Source organism: Pseudomonas oryzae (assembly GCF_900104805.1).
Lineage (GTDB): Bacteria > Pseudomonadota > Gammaproteobacteria > Pseudomonadales > Pseudomonadaceae > Geopseudomonas > Geopseudomonas oryzae.
Genome location: NZ_LT629751.1, coordinates 880,674 through 904,376, shown reverse-complemented (window position 1 = coordinate 904,376; position 23,703 = coordinate 880,674). Strand labels below are relative to the sequence as shown.

The 23,703-nt window shown below is 69.4% G+C and carries 27 protein-coding genes and 1 pseudogene; 16 read left to right on the top strand and 12 right to left on the bottom strand.

Annotated elements, in window-relative coordinates:
- Position 1: 1 nt before the first annotated feature.
- The 12 genes from fliG (at position 2) to fliR (ending at position 9,261) form a co-directional block, all read left to right on the top strand.
- A complete protein-coding gene (fliG, locus tag BLT78_RS04230; protein WP_231975695.1) occupies positions 2-988 on the top strand; it encodes a flagellar motor switch protein FliG in 987 nt (328 codons plus the stop codon).
- Positions 981-1,718, top strand: a complete 738-nt coding sequence (fliH, locus tag BLT78_RS04225; protein ID WP_090347770.1) for a flagellar assembly protein FliH — start codon at positions 981-983, stop codon at positions 1,716-1,718. The genes fliG and fliH overlap by 8 nt, the downstream gene beginning before the upstream one ends.
- A gap of 3 nt (positions 1,719-1,721) precedes the next feature.
- Positions 1,722-3,110, top strand: coding sequence for a flagellar protein export ATPase FliI (gene fliI / locus BLT78_RS04220; RefSeq protein ID WP_090347769.1), 1,389 nt, complete (start codon positions 1,722-1,724; stop codon positions 3,108-3,110).
- Positions 3,111-3,132: 22 nt separating this feature from the next.
- The gene (gene fliJ, locus BLT78_RS04215) at positions 3,133-3,603 is read left to right on the top strand and encodes a flagellar export protein FliJ (RefSeq protein WP_090347768.1); all 471 of its coding nucleotides are present in this window, start codon (positions 3,133-3,135) and stop codon (positions 3,601-3,603) included.
- 8 nt (positions 3,604-3,611) lie between these two features.
- The gene (locus tag BLT78_RS04210; RefSeq protein WP_090347767.1) at positions 3,612-4,895 is read left to right on the top strand and encodes a flagellar hook-length control protein FliK; all 1,284 of its coding nucleotides are present in this window, start codon (positions 3,612-3,614) and stop codon (positions 4,893-4,895) included.
- A 117-nt stretch (positions 4,896-5,012) separates the two neighbouring features.
- Positions 5,013-5,504, top strand: a complete 492-nt coding sequence (gene fliL, locus BLT78_RS04205; protein ID WP_090347766.1) for a flagellar basal body-associated protein FliL — start codon at positions 5,013-5,015, stop codon at positions 5,502-5,504.
- Between the two features lie 4 nt (positions 5,505-5,508).
- The gene (gene fliM, locus BLT78_RS04200; protein ID WP_090347765.1) at positions 5,509-6,561 is read left to right on the top strand and encodes a flagellar motor switch protein FliM; all 1,053 of its coding nucleotides are present in this window, start codon (positions 5,509-5,511) and stop codon (positions 6,559-6,561) included.
- On the top strand, positions 6,554-7,033 hold the full coding sequence (gene fliN, locus BLT78_RS04195; RefSeq protein ID WP_090347764.1) for a flagellar motor switch protein FliN: 480 nt from the start codon (positions 6,554-6,556) through the stop codon (positions 7,031-7,033). The genes fliM and fliN overlap by 8 nt, the downstream gene beginning before the upstream one ends.
- Complete coding sequence (gene fliO / locus BLT78_RS04190) at positions 7,030-7,440, top strand: flagellar biosynthetic protein FliO (RefSeq protein WP_090347763.1); 411 nt, start codon at positions 7,030-7,032, stop codon at positions 7,438-7,440. Before fliN ends, fliO begins: the two co-directional genes overlap by 4 nt.
- On the top strand, positions 7,437-8,186 hold the full coding sequence (fliP, locus tag BLT78_RS04185; RefSeq protein WP_090347762.1) for a flagellar type III secretion system pore protein FliP: 750 nt from the start codon (positions 7,437-7,439) through the stop codon (positions 8,184-8,186). Before fliO ends, fliP begins: the two co-directional genes overlap by 4 nt.
- A gap of 16 nt (positions 8,187-8,202) precedes the next feature.
- The gene (fliQ, locus tag BLT78_RS04180) at positions 8,203-8,472 is read left to right on the top strand and encodes a flagellar biosynthesis protein FliQ (protein WP_090347761.1); all 270 of its coding nucleotides are present in this window, start codon (positions 8,203-8,205) and stop codon (positions 8,470-8,472) included.
- Positions 8,473-9,261, top strand: a complete 789-nt coding sequence (gene fliR / locus BLT78_RS04175; protein ID WP_090347760.1) for a flagellar biosynthetic protein FliR — start codon at positions 8,473-8,475, stop codon at positions 9,259-9,261.
- Positions 9,262-9,283: 22 nt separating this feature from the next.
- On the opposite strand, the gene flgL is transcribed toward fliR, so the two are convergent.
- From flgL to flgB, 11 genes are all read right to left on the bottom strand, one after another.
- Positions 9,284-10,204: a flagellar hook-associated protein FlgL gene (flgL, locus tag BLT78_RS04170; protein ID WP_090347759.1), complete on the bottom strand. Its 921-nt coding sequence runs from the start codon at positions 10,202-10,204 to the stop codon at positions 9,284-9,286.
- 18 nt (positions 10,205-10,222) lie between these two features.
- Positions 10,223-11,851 carry a flagellar hook-associated protein FlgK gene (gene flgK, locus BLT78_RS04165; protein WP_090347758.1) on the bottom strand — a complete coding sequence of 543 codons (1,629 nt, stop codon included), beginning with the start codon at positions 11,849-11,851 and terminating at the stop codon, positions 10,223-10,225.
- A 91-nt stretch (positions 11,852-11,942) separates the two neighbouring features.
- Complete coding sequence (gene flgJ / locus BLT78_RS04160) at positions 11,943-12,956, bottom strand: flagellar assembly peptidoglycan hydrolase FlgJ (RefSeq protein ID WP_090347757.1); 1,014 nt, start codon at positions 12,954-12,956, stop codon at positions 11,943-11,945.
- Positions 12,956-14,074: a flagellar basal body P-ring protein FlgI gene (locus tag BLT78_RS04155; RefSeq protein ID WP_269458068.1), complete on the bottom strand. Its 1,119-nt coding sequence runs from the start codon at positions 14,072-14,074 to the stop codon at positions 12,956-12,958. The genes flgJ and BLT78_RS04155 overlap by 1 nt, the downstream gene beginning before the upstream one ends.
- A gap of 14 nt (positions 14,075-14,088) precedes the next feature.
- Entirely contained in the window at positions 14,089-14,757 is a 669-nt protein-coding gene (locus BLT78_RS04150; protein ID WP_090347755.1) for a flagellar basal body L-ring protein FlgH, read from the bottom strand.
- Positions 14,757-15,539 (bottom strand): flagellar basal-body rod protein FlgG, encoded by a 783-nt coding sequence (gene flgG, locus BLT78_RS04145; RefSeq protein ID WP_090347754.1) that lies wholly within the window; start codon positions 15,537-15,539, stop codon positions 14,757-14,759. Before flgG ends, BLT78_RS04150 begins: the two co-directional genes overlap by 1 nt.
- 34 nt (positions 15,540-15,573) lie before the next feature.
- Complete coding sequence (locus tag BLT78_RS04140; RefSeq protein ID WP_090347753.1) at positions 15,574-16,329, bottom strand: flagellar basal body rod protein FlgF; 756 nt, start codon at positions 16,327-16,329, stop codon at positions 15,574-15,576.
- Between the two features lie 12 nt (positions 16,330-16,341).
- Complete coding sequence (flgE, locus tag BLT78_RS04135) at positions 16,342-17,586, bottom strand: flagellar hook protein FlgE (RefSeq protein WP_090347752.1); 1,245 nt, start codon at positions 17,584-17,586, stop codon at positions 16,342-16,344.
- Between the two features lie 66 nt (positions 17,587-17,652).
- On the bottom strand, positions 17,653-18,330 hold the full coding sequence (gene flgD / locus BLT78_RS04130; RefSeq protein WP_090347751.1) for a flagellar hook assembly protein FlgD: 678 nt from the start codon (positions 18,328-18,330) through the stop codon (positions 17,653-17,655).
- 11 nt (positions 18,331-18,341) lie between these two features.
- The gene (gene flgC, locus BLT78_RS04125; protein WP_090347750.1) at positions 18,342-18,749 is read right to left on the bottom strand and encodes a flagellar basal body rod protein FlgC; all 408 of its coding nucleotides are present in this window, start codon (positions 18,747-18,749) and stop codon (positions 18,342-18,344) included.
- A gap of 6 nt (positions 18,750-18,755) precedes the next feature.
- Entirely contained in the window at positions 18,756-19,169 is a 414-nt protein-coding gene (gene flgB / locus BLT78_RS04120; RefSeq protein ID WP_090347749.1) for a flagellar basal body rod protein FlgB, read from the bottom strand.
- Between the two features lie 176 nt (positions 19,170-19,345).
- Between flgB and flgA the strand changes: the two genes are divergently transcribed.
- The 4 genes and pseudogenes from flgA to BLT78_RS04100 form a co-directional block, all read left to right on the top strand.
- Complete coding sequence (gene flgA, locus BLT78_RS04115; protein WP_090347748.1) at positions 19,346-20,041, top strand: flagellar basal body P-ring formation chaperone FlgA; 696 nt, start codon at positions 19,346-19,348, stop codon at positions 20,039-20,041.
- Positions 20,042-20,159: 118 nt separating this feature from the next.
- Complete coding sequence (gene flgM, locus BLT78_RS04110) at positions 20,160-20,441, top strand: flagellar biosynthesis anti-sigma factor FlgM (RefSeq protein ID WP_090347747.1); 282 nt, start codon at positions 20,160-20,162, stop codon at positions 20,439-20,441.
- Positions 20,442-20,471: 30 nt separating this feature from the next.
- Positions 20,472-20,924, top strand: coding sequence for a flagella synthesis protein FlgN (locus BLT78_RS04105; protein ID WP_090347746.1), 453 nt, complete (start codon positions 20,472-20,474; stop codon positions 20,922-20,924).
- Between the two features lie 108 nt (positions 20,925-21,032).
- Positions 21,033-22,577: pseudogene (locus BLT78_RS04100) on the top strand (methyl-accepting chemotaxis protein); the annotation flags it as partial.
- A gap of 186 nt (positions 22,578-22,763) precedes the next feature.
- On the opposite strand, the gene BLT78_RS04095 reads toward BLT78_RS04100, so the two are convergent.
- On the bottom strand, positions 22,764-23,702 hold the full coding sequence (locus tag BLT78_RS04095) for an electron transfer flavoprotein subunit alpha/FixB family protein (protein ID WP_090347744.1): 939 nt from the start codon (positions 23,700-23,702) through the stop codon (positions 22,764-22,766).
- Position 23,703: the final 1 nt, after the last annotated feature.

The following is a 23,703-nucleotide window of genomic DNA, read 5'->3' as shown; positions in this document are numbered from 1 at the left end:
GATGAGCGGCGTCCGCCGCAGTGCCATCCTCCTCCTCAGCCTCGACGAGGACAGCGCCGCGGAAGTGTTCAAGTACCTGACTACCCAGGACATCGAGGCGGTCAGCCTGGAGATGGCGCGCATGCAGCAGGTCTCCCATGAGGAGATGCGCCAGGTCCTCGACGACTTCTTCGACGAGACCGAGCAGTACGCGGCGATCAACCTGCTGTCCAGCGACCATATCCGCGCGGTGCTGACCAAGGCCCTCGGCAGCGAGCGCGCCGAGACCCTGATCGAGGACATCCTCGACGCCAGCGGCACCAGTTCGGGCATCGACAAGCTCAACCTGATGGAGCCGGCCATGGTCGCCGAACTGATCCGCGACGAGCATCCGCAGATCATCGCCACCATCCTCGTGCATCTCGAGCGCGGCCAGGCGGCCGACATCCTCGCCCTGTTCGACGAGCGCCTGCGCAACGACATCATCCTGCGCGTCGCCACCTTCAACGGCGTGCAGCCGGCGGCGCTGCAGGAGCTCACCGAGGTGCTCGGCGGCATGCTCGACGGCCAGAACCTCAAGCGCAGCAAGATGGGCGGCGTGCGCACCGCCGCCGAACTGCTCAACCTGTTCAACTCCACCCAGGAAGAGTCGGCCATCGAGACCCTGCGCGCGCACAACGAGGACCTGGCGCAGAAGATCCTCGACGAGATGTTCCTCTTCGAGAACCTGCTCGACGTCGACGATCGCGGCATCCAGCTCATCCTCAAGGAAGTCGACACCAACTCGCTGGTGGTGGCGCTCAAGGGCGCCGAGCCCGCGCTGCTCGACAAGTTCCTGCGCAACATGTCGCAGCGCGCCGCCCAGCTGTTCCGCGAGGACCTCGAGGCGCGCGGGCCGATCCGCGTGTCGCAGGTCGAGGCCGAGCAGAAGGCGATCCTGCTGGTGGTCCGCCGCCTGGCCGACAGCGGCGAGATAGTGCTCGGCAGCGGGGACGATTCCTATGTCTGAACGGCGGCCGCCGCACGACGGGGAGCAGTGGCGCCCCTGGCAGATGGAGGAGCTGGCCAGCCCGCCGCAGGCCGGCCGCCAGCAGCGCGAGACGCAGCGCCAGGAAGCCCTGCGCCAGGCCGCCTTCAAGCGCAACGCCGAACTGCAGGCGCTGCGCGAACAGGCCCAGCAGCAGGCGCGCGAGCAGGGCTACCGCGAGGGCTTCGCCGAAGGCCGCGACGCCGGCTATGCGGCCGGCCTCGAAGAAGGTCGCCGCCAGGGCGAGCTGGAGCTGCAGCAGCAACTACAGCAGACCCTGCAACCGCTGCAGGGTCTGGCCGCGCAGTTCAGCGCCGCGCTGGCCCAGCTCGACGAGCAGATCGCCGCGCAACTGGTCGACCTGGCGCTGGTCACCGGCCGCCAGCTGGCCGGCGAGGCCCTGGAGGCGCACCCCGAACAGATCCTCGAGATCGTCCGCGAGCTGCTGCACAGCGAGCCGGCGCTCAGCGGCCAGCCGCGCCTGTGGCTGCATCCGGCCGACCTGCTGCTGGTCAAGGCGCACCTCGGCGCCGAACTGGAGGCCGCCGGCTGGCGCCTGCAGCCGGACGGCGAGATCAGTCGCGGCGGCTGCCGGGCCAGCGCCGCCAGCGGCGAGCTGGACGCCAGCCGCGAACGGCGCTGGGAAGCGCTGGTCGCGCAGATCCGTCATCGCCAGCAGGCTGCCCTCCACGCCCCGGACCTGGGGAGCTGAAGCATGGCCGCCAACCCGCACCAGCAGCACTGGCAACAGACTCTTTCCAGCGTCAGCCGGCGCATCGCCGCGGTGCCGCACTACTCGGCCAGCGGCCGGGTGATCCGCGCCACCGGCATGGTGCTGGAGGCCACCGGCCTGCAGGTGCCGCTGGGCGGCGTGTGCCGCATCGAGCTGTCGCCGCGCGGCGCGGCCCGGCAGCAGCCCAGTTGCGCCGAGGCCGAGGTGGTCGGCTTCGCCGGCGAGAAGCTGTTCCTCATGCCGCTGGAGGAGATCAGCGGCCTGCTGCCCGGCGCGCGGGTGTTCCCGCTCGCCGACAGCGCCGGCGAGCGCGAGAGCGCAAGGCGCTTCCCGCTCGGCAGCGCGCTGCTCGGCCGGGTGCTCGATGGCGGCGGCCAGCCGCTGGATGGGCTGCCGCTACCCGAGGACTGCCACTACGCGCCGCTGGCCACCGAGCCGATCAACCCGCTCAACCGCGCGCCGATCGAGGAGCAGATCGACGTCGGCATCCGCGCCATCAACGGCCTGCTCAGCGTCGGCCGCGGCCAGCGCATGGGCCTGTTCGCCGGCTCTGGCGTCGGCAAGTCGGTGCTGCTCGGCATGATGGCGCGCTTCACCCGCGCCGACGTGATCGTCGTCGGCCTGATCGGCGAGCGTGGCCGCGAGGTGCAGGACTTCATCGACAACATCCTCGGCGAGGAAGGCCGTCGCCGCGCCGTGGTGGTCGCCGCGCCGGCCGACACCTCGCCGCTCAAGCGCCTGCAGGGCGCCGCCTACGCCACCCGCCTGGCCGAGGACTTCCGCGACCAGGGCCGCGACGTGCTGCTGATCATGGACTCGCTGACCCGCTATGCCATGGCCCAGCGCGAGATCGCCCTGGCCATCGGCGAGCCGCCGGCGACCAAGGGCTACCCGCCGTCGGTGTTCGCCAAGCTGCCCAAGCTGGTGGAGAAGACCGGCAACGGCCCGCGCGGCGGCGGCTCGATCACCGCCTTTTATACCGTGCTCAGCGAGGGCGACGACCAGCAGGACCCGATCGCCGACTCGGCGCGGGCGATCCTCGACGGCCACGTGGTGCTGTCGCGCCAGCTGGCCGAGAGCGGCCACTACCCGGCCATCGACATCGAGGCGTCGATCAGCCGGGCGATGACCGCCATCGTCAGCGAGCAGCAGCGCCGCCGCGCCCAGCAGTTCAAGCAGGCGCTGTCGCGCTACCAGCGCAACCGCGACCTGATCAGCGTCGGCGCCTACGTCGCCGGCCACGATCAGCAGCTCGACCACGCGGTCAACCTGTATCCGCGTCTGGAACGCTTCCTCCAGCAGCGCATCGACGAGCGCGCCGGCATCGAGGCGACCCTGCAGCAACTTTCCGCCCTGGTTCCCGGGGTCTGACCTGATGGAGAGGTGATCCGGCATGTCCCGCTCATCCGCACTCGACACCCTGATCGAGCTGACCCGCGAGGCCGTCGACAACGCCGGCCGCCAGCTGGCCGGCGCGCGGCGCAGCCAGCAGCAGGCCCAGGGCCAGCTGGACACCCTGCAGCACTACCGCCACGAATACGCCCGCGGCCTGCAGCAGGCCATGCAGGAAGGCATGGAGCCGGCCAGCCTGCTCAACTACCAGGCCTTCCTGCGCACCCTGGACGACGCCATCGACCGCGCTCGTCTGAGCCTGCACGACCAGCAGCGCCAGGTCAGCCAGCGCCAGCAGCAGTGGCTGGAGCAGCAGCGCAAGCTCAACTCCTACCACACCCTCATCGAGCGCCGCGCGCAGGCCGAGCAGCTGCGCGACAGCCGCAGCCAGCAGCGCATCACCGACGAGCTGAGCGCCCAGCTGCGCCTGCGCGGCAACGCCTTCACCTCTTCTTCCGGCAACAGCCTGTGAGCAGTTCCATGGACATCAGCATCATCGGCGCCGCCCCCTCCGCCGGCGCCCAGCCGCGCAGCAGCCAGGGCCCAGCGACCGGCACGGACCGCTTCGCCCGCCACCTGCAGCAGGCGCACGCCGCGGCCGGCGACGCCGGCGCAGCCTCGGCGAGCCCGGCGGCCAAGGCACCCGCCAAGAACTCCGCCTCGGTCGCGGACACCCGGGAAACGCAGACGCAGCCCCTCAAGCCGGACGACAACGCACCGCCGGCAGAGGCCGACATGCAGTCGCCGCCAGCGCCGGCGCACGCCAGCACCCTGGCGGATACCGGCGCGAATGCCGCGCCGCTGCAACCGCTGGATGCCCTCGACGAGATTCGCCGGCGCCTCGCGCTGATCGAGCAGGCCGGCCAGTTGCCGGGGGCCGAGAGCGCCGCTGCCATCGCCCCCCTGCAGGCGGCGGCCATCGCGGCACAGACGCCGGGCGGCAGTCCGCTCGCCGCCACCCCGGTCACTGCGGGGCACAGTCCGGAGTCGATTGCCGCCGTGGCCGGTGCCTCCAGCCGGCAGACGCTGCTCCAGCCCTCGACGCGGGAGGCAAGCGCCACCGGCGCCGGACTGCCGCTCGCAGCGCAGGATCCGACCGCTCCGGGCCTTGCCGTCGACGCCGCGGCCCCCGCCCAGGCCGGCGCCGAAACGGGCAGCGATATCGCCGCGACGCCGGCCGTCACGTCCAGCCTGGCGGACGCTGCACCGGGTTCGGCCGCGACCGGGAACGGCCTGCCGCCCAGCGGATTGCCGCCCAGCGGAATGGCCCCCAGCGCTATGCCGCCCGGCACCCCCACCCTCGCCGGGATGGCCGGCGGCGCTGCGCCGTCCGCCATCCTCGCCGCCCCGCTGGCCAGCCGCGAATGGCAGCAGGATCTCGGCCGCCAGCTGATCGGCCTGCACCAGCGCGGCGAGCAGCAGATCGAGCTGCACCTGCACCCCAGCGAGCTGGGACCGCTGTCGGTCAGCCTCAAGCTCGGCGAGCTGGGCGCCCAGGCGCAGTTCCTCTCCGCCCATCCGCAGGTGCGCGCCGCCGTCGAACAGGCCCTTCCGCAATTGCGCGAGGCGCTGGCGGCCCAGGGCATCAACCTGGGCGAAACCTCGGTGGGCGCGCAGCACCAGCCGCAGGGCGAGCAGCAGGCCGGCGGCGGCACGGGCAACCGCCAGGGCAGCGACCTTGCCGCGGTGCCGGGCGACGGCGACGAGCCCCGCGCCCCGCTGGCTCCACGCACACTGCGTGGCCAGGTCGACCTGTACGCCTGAACCGGCTGACGGCAAAACCTGAAGATAGGCTCGATTGGCTGGCTTTTTCGGCCCATCGAGCCAGCGTTGCCAACGCCATACTCCTCACCCTGTAATCCGTCCCTCGAGCGCACCCCCATGGCCAACACCGAATCCACCGGCAAATCCACTCCCTGGCTGGTGATCGTCCTGCTGATCCTGCTCTTTTCGGGCGGCAGCGCGGCAGGTGTCTACTTCCTGGTGAGCAGCGGCAAGCTCGGCAATCTGACGGCCAGTGCCGCCGAGGCGCCCAGCGCGCCGGTCAAGGCGCCGACGCCGCTGTTCGTGCCGATCAGCCCGTTCACCGTCAACCTGCAGGGCGAGCCCGGCGAGCAGCGCCTGCTGTACATCGGCCTGTCGCTGAAGGTCGGCGACCAGGCCACCGAAACCCTGCTCAAGGAGCACATGCCAGAGGTGCGCAGCCGCCTGCTGATGCTGATGGCCAGCCAGAAGGCCAGCGAGCTGATCACGCCGGCCGGCAAGGACGCCCTCACCGCGCAGATCCTCGGCCTGTTCGGCACGCCGCTGACCAGCCCGCAGCCGCCGCTGATGATCGACGGCGTGCTGTTCTCCGACTTCATCGTGCAGTAGCGCCATGTCCCAGAACGATCTGCTCTCGCAGGACGAGATCGACGCCCTGCTCAAGGGCGTCACCGGCGAGGACGAGTCCCAGGCCAGCGACAGCGCCGGCCAGCTGCGCGTGCGCCCCTACGATCCGGCCACCCAGCGGCGGGTGATCCGCGGCCGTCTGCCGGCGCTGGAGATCATCAACGAGCGCTTCGCCCGGCGCTTTCGCATGGCGCTGTTCAACCTGATCCGGCGCAGTGCAGACATCACCGTGGACAGCGTGCGCTACCAGAGCTACAGCGAGTTCGTCCGCAACGTGCCGGTGCCGACCAACCTCAACCTGATCGCCATGAAGCCGCTGCGCGGCACCGCGCTGGTGGTGTTCCCGCCGAGCCTGGTGTTCATGGTGGTCGACAACCTGTTCGGCGGCGACGGCCGCTTCCTCACCAAGAACGAGGGGCGCGAGTTCACCAACACCGAGCAGCGCATCATCCGCCGTCTGCTGGGCCTGGCGCTGGAGTCGTACACCGACGCCTGGCGCGCGGTCTATCCGCTGGAGATCGACTTCCTGCGCTCGGAAATGCAGGTCAAGTTCGCCAACATCACCAGCTCGCCGAACGAGATCGTGGTCAACACCACCTTCCACCTGGAAGTCGGCAACCTGGCCAGCGACTTCAACATCTGCATCCCCTACTCGATGATCGAGCCGCTGCGCGACCTGCTCAACGGGCCGCTGACCGACAGCAACCCCGCCGAGGATCGCCAGTGGAGCCAGCGCATCGCCGGCGAGATCCGCCAGTCGCAGGTGGAGCTGATCGCCGACTTCGTCGAGATCCCCACCAGCATCGCGCGGATCATGGCGCTGAAGATCGGCGACGTGCTGCCCATCGAGCTGCCCGAGCAGGTCAGCGCCCGGGTCGACGGCGTGCCGGTGATGCAGTGCGAATACGGCAGCCAGAACGGCCTGCGCGCCCTGCGGGTGACCCGCCTGGTCGACCACACGCCGCCCTCAGCCAAGGCTTCCGCCGATCTGTTCGCCAAGGGCGCCGTGCCCGCGGCCAAGGAATCCAACCATGACTGATCCGAACTCCCCCGAGCAATCCGGCCTCGACGCCGACTGGGCCAGCGCCATGGCCGAGCAGTCCGCAGGCGCGCCGCCCGCCGCCGAGGACGATCCCTGGGCTGCCGCCTTCGCCGAGCAGGCCGCCGCCACGCCGCCGGCCGCCAGCGTGAAGAGCGCCGGGGAAAGCGTGTTCAAGCCGCTGGATAAGGGCGCCGGCGCCGCCGGCATGCGCGATCTGGAAATGATCATGGACATTCCGGTCAAGCTCAGCGTCGAGCTCGGCCGCACGCGCATCACCATCAAGCAGCTGCTCGAGCTGGCCCAGGGTTCGGTGATCGAACTGGACGGCCTGGCCGGAGAGCCGATGGACATCCTGATCAACGGCTACCTGATCGCCCAGGGCGAGGTGGTGGTGGTGGAGGACAAGTACGGCATCCGCATCACCGAGATCATCACCCCGTCCGAACGCGTGCAGAAGCTCAATCGATGAGCAGCCTCGCGACTGCCCAGCAGGCCGCCGGCGGCAGCGGCGACGCCCTGCTCGGCATGGCCACGCTGGGCAAGACCGGCCTCGCCCTGCTGCTGGTGATCGGCCTGATCCTGCTGTGCAGCTGGCTGCTGCGCCGCCTCAATGCCGGCCGCCAGCTGCCCGGGCAGACGCTACGGGTGCGCGGCAGCACCGCGCTGGGCCAGCGCGAGCGGGTGGTGATCGTCGAGGTCGAGGGCACCTGGCTGGTGCTCGGCGTCACCCCCGGGCAGATCAGCAAGCTGCACGAGCTGCCGGCGCCGCCGGTCGAGCCGGCCGCGGCCAGCGGCGCGGCCCTCGACGGCAGTTTCGCCGCGCGCCTGACCCAGGCGCTCAAGCACAACCTGGGCGGCGGGGCGCGCCAGCCATGAGCGCGCGTCTTCGCCACCTGCCGGCGCTGCTGGCGCTGCTCCTGCTGCCGGGCCTGGCCCTGGCCGAAACCGGCCTGCCCGGGGTGATCAGCAAGCCGCTGGCCGACGGCAGCCAGCAGTGGTCGCTGAGCCTGCAGACCCTGCTGCTGCTCAGCTCGATGGCCTTCCTGCCGGCCATGCTGCTGATGATGACCGGCTTCACCCGCATCATCATCGTCCTCGGCCTGCTGCGCACCGCGCTCGGCACGCCGTCGACGCCGCCCAACCAGGTGCTGATCGGCCTGGCGCTGTTCCTCACCTTCTTCGTCATGTCGCCGGTGCTGACCAAGGTCCACGAGCAGGCCTGGCAGCCGTTCTCCCGCGACGAGATCAACTTCGAGCAGTTCATCGAGACCGGCAGCCAGCCGTTCCGCGAGTTCATGCTCGGCCAGACCCGCGAGACCGACCTGGCGCTGTTCGCCCGCCTGGCGCAGGTCGGCGACATCGAGGGGCCGGAGCAGGTGCCGATGCGCGTGCTGCTGCCGGCCTTCGTCACCAGCGAGCTGAAGACCGCCTTCCAGATCGGCTTCACCATCTTCATCCCGTTCCTGATCATCGACCTGGTGGTGGCCAGCGTGCTGATGGCGCTGGGCATGATGATGGTGCCGCCGGCGACCATCTCGCTGCCGTTCAAGCTGATGCTGTTCGTCCTGGTCGACGGCTGGCAGCTGTTGATCGGCTCGCTGGCGCAGAGCTTCTACACCTGACTGCGGAGGCACCGCGATGACACCCGAATCGGTCATGGACCTCGCCTACCAGGGCATGCGCGTCACCCTGTTCATGGCCGGCCCGCTGCTGCTCACCGCGCTGCTGGTGGGCCTGCTGATCAGCCTGTTCCAGGCCGCCACGCAGATCAACGAGATGACCCTGTCGTTCATCCCCAAGATCCTCGCGGTGTTCACCGTGCTGGTACTGGCCGGGCCGTGGATGATCAAGCTGATCGTCGACTTCACCCGCGAGCTGTTCGGCAACATCCCGCTGATGCTCGGCTAGATGGTCGAGGTCGACTTCGCCCAGCTGCAGCAGTGGCTGGCCGCCTTCTTCTGGCCGTTCGTGCGCCTGAGCGCCTTTCTCGCCGCCTCGCCGCTGTGGGGCCACAGCAGCATCCCGATGCGCGCCAAGATCGGCCTGGCGGTGCTGCTGGCGGTGCTGCTCGGGCCGACCCTGCCGCCGCTGCCGGCGGTACCGCTGGTGTCCTGGGCGAGCCTGGGCATCCTCCTCGAGCAGACGCTGATCGGCATCGCCATCGGCCTGACCATGCGGGTGACCTTCGCCGTGGTGCAGGCGGCCGGCGAGATCATCGGCCTGCAGATGGGCCTGGGCTTCGCCAGTTTCTTCGCCCCGGACACCGGCACCAACACCATGATCCTCTCCAGGCTGCTGTACATGCTCAGCCTGCTGATCTTCCTCGCCCTGAACGGCCACCTGATCGTGCTGGAGATCCTCGCCACCAGCTTCACCAGCCTGCCGATCGGCCAGACGCTGGACCTGGCCGCCGGCGAAACCCTGGTGCGCCACGCCGGGGTGATCTTCGCCTCCGGCCTGCTGCTGGCCCTGCCGCTGGTGGCGGCGCTGCTGACCATCAACCTGGCGATGGGCATCCTCAACCGCGCCGCGCCGCAGCTGACGGTGTTCTCGGTCGGCTTCCCGGTGACCATGCTGGTCGGCCTGGTGCTGCTGATGGTGCTGATGAACGACCTGGGCCGCTTCCTCGAGGGCCTGTTCGGCGGCGCGCTGGTGTTCCTGCGCCAGCTGGTGGAGAGCCTGGCGCTGGCGAGCTGAACCAGCCCGCCGGCGCCGGCCTTCAGAGCTGCTGGAACAGCGACAGCTTCTGCACGTCGACGAAAGCCTTCTGCGCCGCCTGCAGGCCGACCTGGCGCAGGGTGTACTCGGAGATCGCCTGGTTGTAGTCGAGATCGAGACGGTCGGAGAGCACCTGCTCGTAGTTGAGCATGCGGTTGCTACCAACCACGTCGAGCACGTCCAGCTCGTTGAGCCGCGCGCCCACCGAGGCGCGCACGGACAGCACGTTGTCGAAACTCTTGTCCAGCTTCGCGGTGGCGCTGGACAGGGTGGCCTGCAGGTTGGCGCGCCCGGCCTCGTCCTGCACCGGCGTGGACAGCACGTCGATCATGTCCTTGAGCGCGCTGAACAGGTCGGCATCCTCGGCGCTGGCGAAGATCGCACGGCCGTTGTCGGTGCTCGGCATCAGGCGCGCCGAGTCGACCTGCTGGGCCTTGACGCCCTCGTCGCCGATGTAGCTGACGCGGCCGTCGGCATCCTGCACGAACGGCGGCGCGCCGTCCTGATGGCCGCCGAACAGGTAGCGGCCATTGCCGTCCCTGGAGTTGGCCTGACCGAGCAGGCCCTGATAGATGCCATTGAGCTCCTGGGCGATGGCATTGCGGTCGGCATCGGCGAGGGTGCCGTTGCCGGACTGGACCAGCAGGGTGCGCGCGCGGACGATGAAGTCGGAGGTGCTGCTGAGCACGCTCTCCTCCTGGGACAGGCTGTTGCGCGCGCTGACCCGGGCATTGGCGTATTGCTCGTCGACCGCCTTGGCCTGCGCGACGCCCACCGCCAGCGAGGCGGCCTGCGGATCGTCGGACGGGTTGACCACGCGGCGACCGCTGGAAATCTGCAGGCCGGTCTTGAGGAACTCGCCCTGCTGGCGGTTGAGCGCGGTGAGGCTCTGCTCGTACATGGTAAGGGTGCTGATGCGCATCGCGCGTTACTCCTTCGGTCAGGCCCGGATGCCGAGCAGGGTGTCGAGCACGGTCGCGCCGATCTCGATCACCTTGGCGTTGGCCTGGTAGAACTGCTGATAGCGGATCAGGTTGGCGGCCTCCTCGTCGAGGTTGACCCCGGAGTCGGCCTGCTGCAGCGCGCTGAGCTGCTCGCTCAGGCCCTGCTGGGCCGAGAGGTTGGCGGCGGCGATGCTGGTGCGGTTGCCGATGTCGCTGACGATGGCGGCATAGCCCTGGCTGAGGGTGGCCTGGCCGCCCACCAGGCTGCGCGTCTGCAGCGCCTGCAGCTGCAGGGCGTTGCGGTTGTCGCCGGAGCCGCTGCCGCCCTCCGGCTGGCCGGCGGCGATGCGCGCCGGATCGGTCAGGTTGTTGCCCAGGCGCGCCGCGGCAGCGCGGGTCGGCTGGATCAGGAAGCGGTCGCCCTCGGCGGGCGTGCCGCTGACCTGCACGGTCATGCCGCCGAAGCTGAGGGTACCGTTGGCGCTGTCGTAGTTGGCCTCGACCGCCGCGCCGATATCGCGACGCACCACGCTGTAGCCGTCGGCAGCGCTCCAGCTGACGTTGTAGTCGCTGGCGGTGAGGCTGGCCAGCGCGGCCGGGTCGTAGCTGGCGCTGAGCACGGCATCGCCGCGGTTGCCGGTGTTGCTGAAGCTGACCGGCGCGCCGATGGTGAAGAAGTCGCCGCCGGCATCGCCGTAGAGGTCGACGCCCTGGGCATGCTGCTGGTTGAAGGCCACCGCCAGGGACACCGCCAGCTGGCCGAGCTGGCCCTGGGTACGGTCGAGGCTTTCGCGGCGGAAGGTCATCAGCCCGCCCAGCTCGCCGTCCTGGAAGGTGGTGTCGGGAAACTCCACCAGGTTGCCGCCAGGATCGCGGTAGCCGACCACGAAGCGGCTGGCATCCTCGGAGGAGCGCATGGCCTCGAGCTTGAAGCTGTTGGTGCCGCTGACCAGGCTCAGGCCGTTGCCGAGGGTCAGGTTGTAGCTGCCGCCATCCTGGACGGTCAGCCGTGCGTCGATACGCTGGCTGAGCTCGGCGACCAGCTGGTCGCGCATGTTGAGCAGGCCGTTGGGCGCCTCGCCGGTCTTGGCCTTGGCCAGGGCGATCTCGCGGTTGAGGTTGGCGACCTGGCCGGCGGTGTTGTTGATCTGGGTGACCTGGTCCTTGAGCTGGCCGTTGATGCTGCTCTGCATGTCGCTGAGGTAGCCCTCGAACGCGCGGAACTGGCCGGTCAGGGTCTGCGCGGCACCCAGCACGCCCTGACGGGCAGCCGGATCGGCCGGCGAGGCCACCACGTCTTCCAGGGCGGAGAAGAATTTGCTCATCAGCGGCGCCAGGCCGGCTTCGCGGTCGGCCAGCAGGGTGTCGATCTGGCTGACCTGGGCGTGGTAGCTGCTCAGCGCGCCGGCCACACCGTTGCTGCGGTTGAGCTGGTTGGCGACGAACTGGTTGAACTGGCGCTCGATGTTCACCACCTCGACGCCGCTACCGGCGAAGCGCTCGCCCACCTGCGCCAGCTGACGGTTGTAGCCGGGGGTGTAGACGTTGCTGATGTTGTTGCTGGTGGTGGCCAGCACCGTCTGCGCGGTCTGCAGGCCGCTGACGCCGATGGAGAAGATGCTCATGAAGCCGTTCCTGTTGAACCTTGCTCGGGATATCGGCAGCGCCGCGACTATCTTGAGCGGCCATCAGGCCGGCGCGGCGCACCCGGAGAGATCAGAGCTGCGCCACCTGGCGGGCCGGATCGAAGGGGGCAAGGGTCGCCATCACCGCGATCAGCTTGTCGGCATAGGCCGGGTCGGTGGCGTAGCCGCCGCGCTGCAGCGCCCGCGCCGCCTGCGCCGCGTCCGGTGCATCGACCACCCCGCTGTAGCGCGGGTTGTCGCCGATCAGTCGGGCGTAGTCGGTGAACGCCGCCTCGAAGGACTCGTAGACGCGGAAACGCTCGATGCGGCTCACCGGGCGACCGTCGACGTACTCGGTGGTGCGCACCTCGGTGGTCGGCCCCTGCCAGTTGGCGCCGGCCTTGATGCCGAACAGGTTGTGGCTGTTGCCACCGCCGGCGGTGGCGATCTCGTGGCGGCCCCAGCCGGTCTCCAGCGCCGCCTGGGCGAGGATCAGCTCCGCCGGCACGCCGCTAGCACGGCTGGCCGCGCGCGCCGGCTCCTGCAGGCGGGCGACGAAGGCGGCGACATGGCCGCCCTCTTCCGCGCCCCCCGTCTCCGCGCGCGCGGTCGCGACCGCCAGCGGTCGCATCGGGGCCGCGAACGCCTGCGCCGACGGCAGCGTGCGGCTGGACTGCGCCGGCGCGGCCGTCGACACGCTGGCGGGCTCGCCCGGTTCCAGTTGCAGGGCACCGTACAGCGGCCGCGGCGTACCGCGGGGAATCCCGGCGATCAGGCGGTCGTCGGCCGGAGCGGCGGCGCCGAGCGCCTGGCCGCGCAACTGGCTTTCGATCTGCTCGGCCAGCCCCAGCCCTTGGCCGGCGAGGGTCTGCGCCCACTGCTGGTCGAGCATCTCCGTGTACAGGCGGCTCTGCTGGCTGTCGAGCAAGCCGGACTGCGGACCGGCCTCGCGCATGCTCTTGAGCATCATCTGCAGGAGCACCGCCTCGAACTGGCGACTGGCTTCGCCGAGGCCGCTCGCCGGATCCTGGCGGGCGCTCTGCTTGAGGCGCTGCAGGCCCTGCAGGTCGAGGGCGAACTGGCCGCGCAGGTCGTTGACGCTCATCAGATGATCTCCAGTTCCGCGCGCAGCGCGCCGGCGGCCTTGAGCGCCTCGAGGATCGACATCAGGTCCTGCGGGGTGGCGCCCAGGGCATTCAGCGCCTTGACCACGTCGAGCAGGTTGGTGCTCGGCGCCACCATGCGCAGGCCGGTGCCCTGCTGCTCGACGGTGATCTTCGAGTCGGGCACCACCGCCGTCTGCCCCTGGCTAAACGGCGCCGGCTGGCTGACCTTGGGCTGGTTCTCGATCACCACCGAGAGGTTGCCGTGGGCCACCGCGGCGTTGTGCAGGGTGACGCTGCCGTTGAGCACCACGGCGCCGCTGCGCGAGTTGATGATGACCTTGGCCGGCGCCTCCACCGGGAGGATGTCCATGCTCTCCAGGCGGGCCATGAAATTGACCCGGCCGTTGGGGTCGCGCGGCGCATCGAGGAGGATCAGCCCGGCGTCCTGGGCGCTGGCCACGGTGCGGCCGAAGGTGGCGTTGATGGTGCTGACCAGGCGCTGGGCGGTGCCGAAGTCGGGCTGCTTGAGCTGCAGCTCGAGCAGCCCGTGCTCGTTGCCCAGCTGCAGCGGCACCTGGCGCTCGACGGTGGCGCCACGGGCGATACGGCCGCCGGCCTGCTGGTTGATCTGCACGCTGCTGCCGCCGGATTCGCCACCGGCGCCGCCGACCAGCAGGTTGCCCTGGGCCAGGGCGTAGACCTCGCCGTCGATGCCCTTGAGCGGGGTCATCAGCAGGGTACCGCCGCGCAGGCTGCGCGCGTTGCCCACCGAGGACACCACCACGTCGAGGTGCTGGCCGGGACGGGCGAAGGCCGGCAGGTCGGCGGTGACCATCACCGCGGCGATGTTGCGCAGCTGCATGTTGGTACCCGGCGGCACGGTGATGCCCAGCTGGGACAGCATGTTGGTCAGGCTCTGTCCGGTGAAGGGTGCCTGCATGGTCTGGTCGCCCGAGCCGTCGAGGCCCACCACCAGGCCGTAGCCGACCAGGGCGTTGCTGCGCACCCCGGAAAATTCGGCCAGGTCGCGCAGCCGTTCGGCGCGGGCGCCGGTCGCGGCGCAGAACACCAGCAGCAGCATCAGCAGGCGGGCGGGAAGCGAGAGTTTGGGTCGCATGGCGTCGGGGCCCATCAGAACGGCGAGACGTTGAGGAAGAAGCGCTGCAGCCAGCCCATGGTCTGGGCCTCGTTGATGTAGCCGTCGCCGACGTACTCGATGCGCGCATCGGCCACCTGGGTCGAGGGTACGGTGTTCTGCACGGTGATGGCGCGCGGATTGACCACCCCGGAGAAGCGAATGAACTCGGTGCCCTGGTTGATGGCGATCTGCTTCTCGCCGCGCACGCGCAGGTTGCCGTTGGTCATCACCTCCAGCACCGACACGGTGATGGTGCCGTTGAACGAGTTGTTGGCCTTGGCCCCGCCGCTGCCGGCGAACACGTTCTCGCCCTCCAGCTCGGTGGCCCAGTCGGCCAGCTGGCTGAGCTTGTCGGGCACGGTGACCGGCGTCAGGCTGGCCGAGCCGTTGCGACTGGCGTTGGCGGCGGCATTCTTGCTGGCGCTGACCTGCTCGTTGAGCACCACGGTGAGGATGTCGCCGACCTGGCGCGGACGACGGTCCTCGAACAGCGGCTGGAAGCCCTGGCGCGACTGGAAGATCGCGCCGTTGGCCTGCGGCAGCGGCCGCTCGGGAATCTGCACCAGCTCCTGCTCGCCGACCACCGAGGGCCGCGGCAACTGCGCGCAACCGGCCAGCAGCAGGGCCGCCAGCAGGGCGGCGGCGGCGCGGAAGGTGCTCATCACAGCTGGGCCAACCGTGCCAGCATCTCGTCGGAGGTCTCCACGGCCTTGCTGTTGATTTCGTAGGCGCGCTGGGTCTGGATCATGCTGACCATTTCCTCGACCACGTTGACGTTGGAGGTCTCCACGTAGCCCTGGTAGAGCACGCCCGCACCATTGAGTCCGGGGATGTTCTCGTTGGGCGAGCCGGAGCTGTCGGTTTCCAGGTAGAGGTTCTCGCCGATGCTCTGCAGGCCCGGCGGGTTGATGAAGGTGGCCAGGGTCAGCTGGCCGACCTCGCGGCTCTGGCTGCTGCCCGGCTCGGTGATCGAGACGATGCCGTCCTGGGCGATGGTGACCGACAGTGCGTTGTCGGGGATGGTGATGCTGGGTTGCAGCGGATAGCCGCTGGCGGTGACCAGCTGGCCGTCGCGGTCGATCTGGAAGCTGCCGTCGCGGGTGTAGGCGGTGGTGCCGTCGCTGCGCAGCACCTGGAAGAAGCCGTTGCCGTTGATCGCCAGGTCCCGCGAGTTCTCGGTGTTCTGCAGGCTGCCCTGGCTGTGGATGCGCTCGGTGGCCACCGGGCGCACGCCGGTGCCGATCTGCAGGCCGGACGGCAGGTTGGTCTGCGCGGTACTGCTGGCGCCGGGCTGGCGCAGGTTCTGGTAGAGCAGGTCCTCGAACACCGCGCGCGAGCGCTTGAAGCCGGCGGTGCCGACGTTGGCCAGGTTGTTGGCGATCACGTCCAGCTGGACCTGTTGCGACTCCAGGCCGGTCTTGGCCGTCCACAGCGATCTGATCATCGGAATTCCTCGGGTGGGGTGGGTCGCCGGGGCGTCAGCCCTGCAGCGACAGCAGGCTGTTGGCGCGCTGGGCGTTCTCGTCGGCGCTGCCGATCACCTTCATCTGCATGTCGTAGCGACGGGCGTTGTCGATCATCGCCACCATCGCCTCGGTCGGGTTGACGTTGCTGCCTTCCAGGGCGCCGGGGGTCAGGCGCAGGTTGTCGTCCGCCGGCAGCGCGGCGCCGACGCCATTGGCATCCGGCTGGTTGCGGAACAGGCCGTCCTCGCCGCGCTCCAGGCTGCCTGGCGCTGCCGCGACCAGCTTGAGGCGACCGACGGCGGCGATGCTCTCCGGCCCTTCGCCCTCGCCGATCGCACTGAGGGTGCCGTCGCTGCCCATGCTCAGGGTGCTGCCCAGCGGCACGATCAGCGGCCCGCCCTCGCCGATCACCGGGCGACCGAGGATGGTGACCATGCCGGTGGCATCCACCTGCAGATCACCGCGCCGGGTGTAGGCTTCGCTGCCATCGGCGGCCTGTACCGCCAGCCAGGCGTCGCCGAGCAGGGCGACATCCAGGTCGCGTCCGGTGGTGGACACCGGCCCGGCGCTGAAGTCGGCCATCGGCGCGCTGGCCACGGTCAGAGTGCGCGTGGCCAGGCCGGCGCCTTCCACGGGCACAGCCTGCATGGCAGCCAGCTGGCCGCGGAAGCCGGGGGTGGCGGCGTTGGCCAGGTTGTGGCTGACCGCCCCCTGCTGCTCGAGGGTGAAGCGTGCCGCGCTCATCGCGGTATAGACGATGCGATCCATGGCTCAGCCCGATCAGCGCAGGTTGACGGCCTGCTGCAGCACTTCGTCCTGCAGCTTGATGGTCTGGGCGTTGGCCTGGAAGTTGCGCTGGGCAATGATCAGCGCCACCAGCTCCTTGGTCAGGTCGACGTTGGAGGTTTCCACCACGCCGGCCTCGATGTCGCCGAACAGGCCGGTACCGGCCTCGCCGATCAGCGCCTGGCCGGAGTCGCTGCTTTCCGCCCAGCCACCGCCGACCGGGGTCAGCCCTTCCGGGTTGCGGAAGTTGGCCATGGCGATGGTGCCCAGCACCTGGGTGCGCTCGTTGGAGTAGTTGCCGATGATCTGGCCCTTCTTGTCCACCGAGATGCCGACCAGGCTGCCGGAGGTGAAGCCGTCCTGGTTGAGGCTGCCGAGCTCGAATTCGTTGGCGAACTGGGTGCTGCCGGCGACGTTGAGCTTGAAGCTCATGTCGTTGGCGCCGTTGGTCAGCGCGAAGCTGATCGGGGTCGTGTCATAGGGCGTCTGCAGCGGCCCGGTGGTGACGGTGCCGTCCTCCGCCGTGCGGATCGCCGTGCTGCCGGCCAGCAGACCGTTGCTGTCGAAGGTGAGCTGGGTGGTGTCGGGGGAAAACTCCTGCCCCGCCGGCGTGGCGCGTGCGGTCTTCACCTCCCAGGTGTTGACCTCGGTCTTGATGAAGTACAGGGTCAGCGTCTGCGGCGTGCCCTGGGAATCGAACACGGTGGCGCCGTTGGCATAGGAATAGGTGCTGGACTTGAGCGGGTCGAAGGCCGCCGGATCCAGGCTCGGCAGGGTGGCGTCGAGGTTGAGGGTTGCCTTGAGCTCGCCGGTCGCCTTGGCCGGCAGACCGGCCGCGGGGATGTTCAGCTGCTGCACCTGGCCACCGTTGCCGGCCGCCCCCGGGTAGCCGGTCAGCCGGCCGCCCTGGGCGTTCTCCAGATAGCCGTCCGGGGTCATGGTCAGCTGGCCGTTGCGCGCATAGACGATCTGCTCGCCCTGATCGAAACGCAGGAAGCCCCCGCCACTGATCGCGAGGTCGAGATTGCGCCCGGTGGCCTCGAGGTTGCCATCCTTGAAGTTCTGCTGCACGCCGGCGACGCTGACGCCCAGACCGACCTTGGCGCCGGCATACACGTCGGCGAACTGCATGCTCGCGCTCTTGTAGCCGATGGTCTGGGCGTTGGCGATGTTGTTGCCCATCACGTCGAGGTTCTTGGACGCCGCGTTGAGACCGCTGAGTGCCTGCGAAAAGCCCATTGCTTGACTCCCTGGACGCAGCGGCTGGCCGCCTGCCGCGCGAAACCGGATGATGAATGAAAGTGGTCAGAGGATCTGACGGATATCCTGCAGGCCTACCCGTCCCAGAGTGGCACCGAGGTCCAGTTGCGGGCCGCTGGCGGTGCTGCTGACGCCACCGACCTGACCATAGGTAAGCACGGTGGCCGGTTGGGTCTTCTCGTCGGCCAGTGCCTCGACGGCGACCCGGTAGGCGCCATCCGGCGCCACGCTGCCGTCGTTGAGGGTGCCGTCCCAGACGAACGACTCGACCCCAGCCGACAGCGCGCCCAGATCGAACTGGCGCACCAGCTGACCGGCACCGTCGTAGATGCTGACCTTGACCTGATCGGCGGCCTTCGCCAGCTCGACGCCGAACGGCGTGGCCTGGCCACTGCCGACCAGCACGCGGTCGCCCGGTACCAGCACGCCACGACCGATCAGCGCCGAGGCCTGCAGGGTCTGTCCGGCATCGATCTGCCCGGTGATGCCCTTGAGGGTGGCGTTGAGCTCCTCGATGCCGCTGAGGGTGTTGACCTGCGCCAGCTGCGAGGTCATCTCCGCGTTCTCCATCGGCTTGAGCGGATCCTGGTTCTGCAGCTGGGTGACCAGCAGGGTCATGAAGTTGTTGCGCAGGTCGTCGGCCTTCTTCTGCTCGCTGACGCTGGCCGAACTGCCGCCGCCATTGATCGCACTGATGACCGAGCTGTCGATGGTGTTGCTCATGCCGCCACTCCTCAGCTGTCGCCCAGGGCCAGGGTCTTGAGCATCAGCTGCTTGCTGGTGTTCATCACCTCGACGTTGGCCTGGTAGGAGCGCGATGCGGAGATCATGTTGACCATCTCGTTGACCGGCTCGACGTTGGGCAGGGTCACGTAGCCGCGCTCGTCGGCCAGCGGATGCCCGGGGCGGTACTCCAGACGCATGGGCGCCTCGTCATCGATCACCTGCGCCACCCGCACGCCGCCGACGCCCTGGCTGTCGCGCCCCTGGGCCTCGAAGATCACCTGCTTGGCCCGGTAGGCCTGGCCATCCGGCCCGCTCACGCTGTCGGCATTGGCCAGGTTGCTGGCGGTGACGTTCATGCGCTGCGACTGCGCGCTGAGCGCGGAGCTGGAGATATTGAAGATATTGAACATCGACATGCGGGATTACTCGGGCTGCAGGGCTGACTTCAGGCCCTGGATTCGGCTGTTCATCAGGGTCAGGCTGGCCTGGTAGCGCACCGCGTTGTCGGCGAATTCGCCGCGCTCGAGATCCATGTCCACGGTGTTGCCGTCCATGCTGGGCTGACCGGGAATGCGATAGAGCAGCTCCCGCTCGCTGGCCAGGGCACCGCTGCGGGCCGCCAGGTGACGGGCATTGGTGGTGGTCAGCGCCTGGCCGCCCGCCGCCGGGGACGCCTGCGCGGCCCGGGCCAGCTCGGCGGCGAAATCGAAATCGCGCGCCTTGAAGTTGGGCGTATCGGCGTTGGCGATGTTGTTGGCCAGCACCTGCTGACGCTCGGCGCGCAGGCCCAGCGCCAGCTGATGCATGCGCAATGCGCCATCGAGCTTGTCGATCATGCGGACGACCTCCGCGCCAGTCAGCGCTCAAGGTAAAAGTGATTCAGTGCACAGAATAGGGGGAGCTCTGTCAGCGCAAAGGTGTGAACAGGCCGGTATTTACCGCTCAATTTGCGCCTTGGCCGACGGCATGCCTGCCTAGAATTGGCCTTCCCCGCCATTCACGAGGCGCCGCCATGCCGCGTCCCCTCCCCCGCGCAAACCGGCTGCAGCAACTCGGCGCCCTGGGCATCCTGCTGCTGCCGACCAGCCTGACCGCTGCGCAAACCGATCCGGTGGCCGTCGCCGTGCAGGACTTCCTCACCCGAGCCGCTGCGGGCCCCGAGCGGCAGGTCACGGTGGAGGTCGCTCCGGTCACCGCCCAGTTGCCGCCCTGCGACCAGCCGCAACCCTTCCTGCCGCAGTCCACGCAGCGTCTGCTCGGCCGTGTCGCCGTCGGCGTGCACTGCAGCGGCGGCGCAACCCGCTATCGACAGGCGACGGTCGCGATCAGCGCCGCCTACCCCGTCACGCGCCGGGCCCTGACGGCCGGCGAGGTGCTGAGCGCCGACCTGCTCGAGCTGCGCCATGGCGACCTCGGCAGCCTGCCGCGCAATGCCGTGCTCGACGCCGGGCAGGCCATCGGCCGCGAGCTCACCCGCGCCCTGGCCGCGGGCAGCCCGCTGCCGGCGAACGCGCTGCGCAGCGTACCGCTGGTCATCCGCGGCGCCCGCGTCCGGATCGAGGCCCGCGCCGGCGACTTCGTCGCCAGCCGCGAGGGTACCGCCCTCGACAACGGCGGCCTGGGCGAGGAAGTCCGCATCCGCACCGAGAGCGGCGCCATCCTGCGTGCCCGGGTACACGGTCGGAATCTGCTGACGGTCGATTTCTAGCGCTGCGCACAAGGCGCATAATCTGCGACACAGTAGGCACTTTCCCGCCAGACCGGCATTCAAGTCTGGCCGGCGGGGGCCGATAGTGCAGACAGAAACCACACGAGGGAGATTTCCCGTGAAAATCGACAGTTCACATCTACCGGCCCGCCCGGCCGCGACGACCGGCAAGCCCGCGCCGACCCGCGCCCAGGAAGGCCAGGCCGCGCCCAGCGAGCAGGCGCCCTCCACGGTGACCCACTTGAGCGCCGCCGGCAGCCGGACCGGCAGCGAGGATATCGACCTCGCCCGCGTCGCCGAACTGCGCCAGGCCATCAAGGAAGGCCGCCTGGAAATCAGCGCCGACCGTATCGCCGACGGCCTGATCGCCAGCGTGCGCGAACAGCTCGAGCAGAACTGACCTTCCCCCTTCGCCACCCCGGGAGATCGCATGAGCCTGGCCAAGCACCTGGACCGCCAGTCCGCAGCCGTCGCGCAGTTCATCGACCTGCTCGAGGACGAACAGCGCCTTCTTGCCCAAGGCAGGGTGGACGGCCAGCACCTGACCGACCTCGCCGCCCGCAAGCAGGAACTCCTCGGCGCGATCGAACAGCTGGAGGCGCAACGCCGGCATGCCCAGCTGCGACTCGGCTACGGCGACGATCGCCAGGGGGCCGCACGCGCCGCCACGGACGCCGGCTGCCCGAGCGCCTGGCAACGGCTGCTCGCCCTGGCCAGCCGGGCACACCAGCTCAACCGCCTGAACGGCGAGAACATTCGCGCCCGCCTCGAGCAGAATCAGCGCATGCTCAACTTCCTCCACGAGGCCAGGGGCAACGGCCTCTACGGCCCGGACGGCCAGTCCAGGCTGGGTCGACTCGGCGCCGTGACCTCCCGCGCCTGAATCCACGCCACACCGCACAGGGCATCGCGCCGGCAGACCCGCGCCGTCACGAAAGCGCAACGATCAGTTGATATCAATTCAACATCACTGATCGCTCCGGTAAATCGCATGCTCTCCCGCCTCAACATTGCCACCCGCCTGCGCCTGGCCTTCGGCGGTATCGTGCTCCTGCTGGCCGCCGCCACTGCCGTCGGCGTCCAGGGGCTGGCCGCGCAGAAGCGCACCGCCAACGAGCTGCTGCAGATCGATATCGCCCTCTCGCACAATGCCGCCGAGGTTCGCCGCCTGACCATCGAGGGGCGTCACATCGAGAAAAGCCTGTTCCTCAACGTCAGCAACCCGCAGGCGGTGCTGGCTCACAAGCAGCGCTGGGACGACGTTCACCAGGCGCTGACCGACACCCTGCAACAGGGCGCCGAGCTGGCCCCCGACAGCAGCCTGCACGACCTGTACACCCAGTCGGCCACCCTGCTGTCGGCCTATCACTACGGCTTCAGTGGCGTCTACGAGCGGATCGCCGCCGGCGAGATCACCGACCCGGCCATCGCCGACATGGTCTTCGGCCAGTTCAACGACGAGATCCAGCAGCTCGACCAGCAGGCCATCGCCATCGAGCAGGCGGCGCAGGAGCTGGTGGCCAAGGCCGAAAGCCAGATCGAGCGTCAGCACCGCAATGCCCTGGCCGGCCTGCTGGCCTTCGCCGCCCTGGCACTGCTGATCGCGGCCCTCATGGCGATACGCATCAGCCGCAGCATCACGATCCCCTTGCGCAGCGCCCTGGAGGCCACCCGCCGGGTCGCCGAGGGCGATCTGACCCAGGCCATCTACGGCAACGCCCACGACGAAACCGGCCAGTTGCTCGAAGCCATGGGCGAAACCAACCAGAAGCTGTCGCGCCTGGTCGCCTCGCTGCATGACAGCAGCGACCAGGTGTTCACCAGTGCCCACGAGGTCCTGCTCGGCAGCCAGGAACTGTCCGCCCGCACCGACGAACAGGTGGCAGCCCTGCAGCAGACCGCCTCCAGCATGGAGCAGATCACCGCCCTGGTGCAGCAGAACAGCGAGACCACCGAGCAGGCCAGCCGCCTGGCCGCAAACGCCGCCGCGACAGCGCAAAGCGGCGGCCGCGACGTCGAGCAGAGCATCCGGCTCATGCAGGAGCTGGCCTCCAGCTCGCAGAAGATCAACGACATCATCCAGGTCATCGACGGCATCGCCTTCCAGACCAATATCCTGGCCCTCAACGCCTCGGTCGAGGCGGCCCGCGCCGGCGCGCAGGGCCGCGGCTTCGCCGTGGTGGCCGCCGAGGTGCGCAGCCTGGCCAGCCGCAGCGCCGCCTCGGCCAGCGAGATCCGCGAACTGATCGAAACGATCTCCAGCAAGATCGGCCACGGCGTGCGCCAGGCGGAGCACAGCGGCCAGACCATCCGCGAAACCGTGGCCTCGATCGGCCAGCTGTCGAGCCTGATGCAGGAAATCGCCAGCGCCACCCGCGAACAGAGCGCCGGCATCGGCCAGATCAACACCGCGATCAACCAGCTGGACAGCACCACCCAGCAGAACGCCACCCTGGTCGAGCAATCCCGCGCCGCCGTCGCGGCACTGGAAAACCAGGCGGGTCAGATGAAGGAGCTGGTCGCCACCTTCAGGACCACGGCCACGAGCGCGCAGGACGAATCCCGAGCCGCCGACCTCCTGCCGAGCTATGCCTTTCACTCCACCAGGGTGCGGGAATCCGTACTCTACGAGGCTCAGGGAGCGGCGTTCTAAAAGTGCAGATCGGCACTCACACCCTGCAACGGCCCCAATCCTTCGACGTATGGCTGACCTCTCGGCGCCCTAGCCGGCGAGCGTCCTGTCCAGCTCAGGCACCGCCTCGAACAGGTCGGCGACCAGCCCGTAGTCGGCGACCTGGAAGATCGGCGCCTCCTCGTCCTTGTTGATCGCCACGATCACCCTGGAGTCCTTCATGCCGGCCAGGTGCTGGATGGCACCGGAAATGCCGACGGCGACGTACAGCTGCGGCGCGACTATCTTGCCGGTCTGCCCCACCTGCATGTCGTTGGGCACGAAGCCGGCGTCGACGGCGGCGCGCGAGGCCCCCACCGCGGCGCCGAGCTTGTCGGCCACCGCGTAGAGCAACTGGAAGTTGTCGCCGTTCTGCATGCCGCGCCCGCCGGAGACGACGATCTTCGCGCCGGTCAGTTCGGGGCGCTCGGACTTGGCCAGCTCCTCGCCGACGAAGCTGGAGATACCGGCATCGCAGGCGGCGTCGATGGCCTCGATGCTCGCGCTGCCGCCCTCGCCCGCCACGGCGTCGAAGCCGGTGCCGCGCACGGTGATGACCTTGACGCTGGCCGAAGACTGCACGGTGGCGATGGCGTTGCCGGCGTAGATCGGCCGCTGGAAGGTGTCGGCGGAAACCACCTTGACGATCTCGGAGATCTGCTCGACGTCGAGCAGCGCGGCGACGCGCGGCAGGTAGTTCTTGCCGTTGGTGGTGGCCGGGGCCAGCACATGGCTGTAGCCGCTGCGCGCCAGCTCGACGATCAGCGGCGCGAGGTTCTCCGGCAGCTGGTGGGCGTAGACCGGGGCGTCGGCGCGCAGCACCTTGGCCACGCCGGCGACCTGGGCCGCGGCTTCGGCGACCGCGCCGCAGCCTTGGCCGGCGACCAGCACGTGGATGTCGCCACCGATCTGAGCGGCAGCGGCCACGGTGTTGAGGGTGGCGGCAGCCAGGGTAGCGTTGTTGTGTTCAGCGATTACCAGGATTGCCATC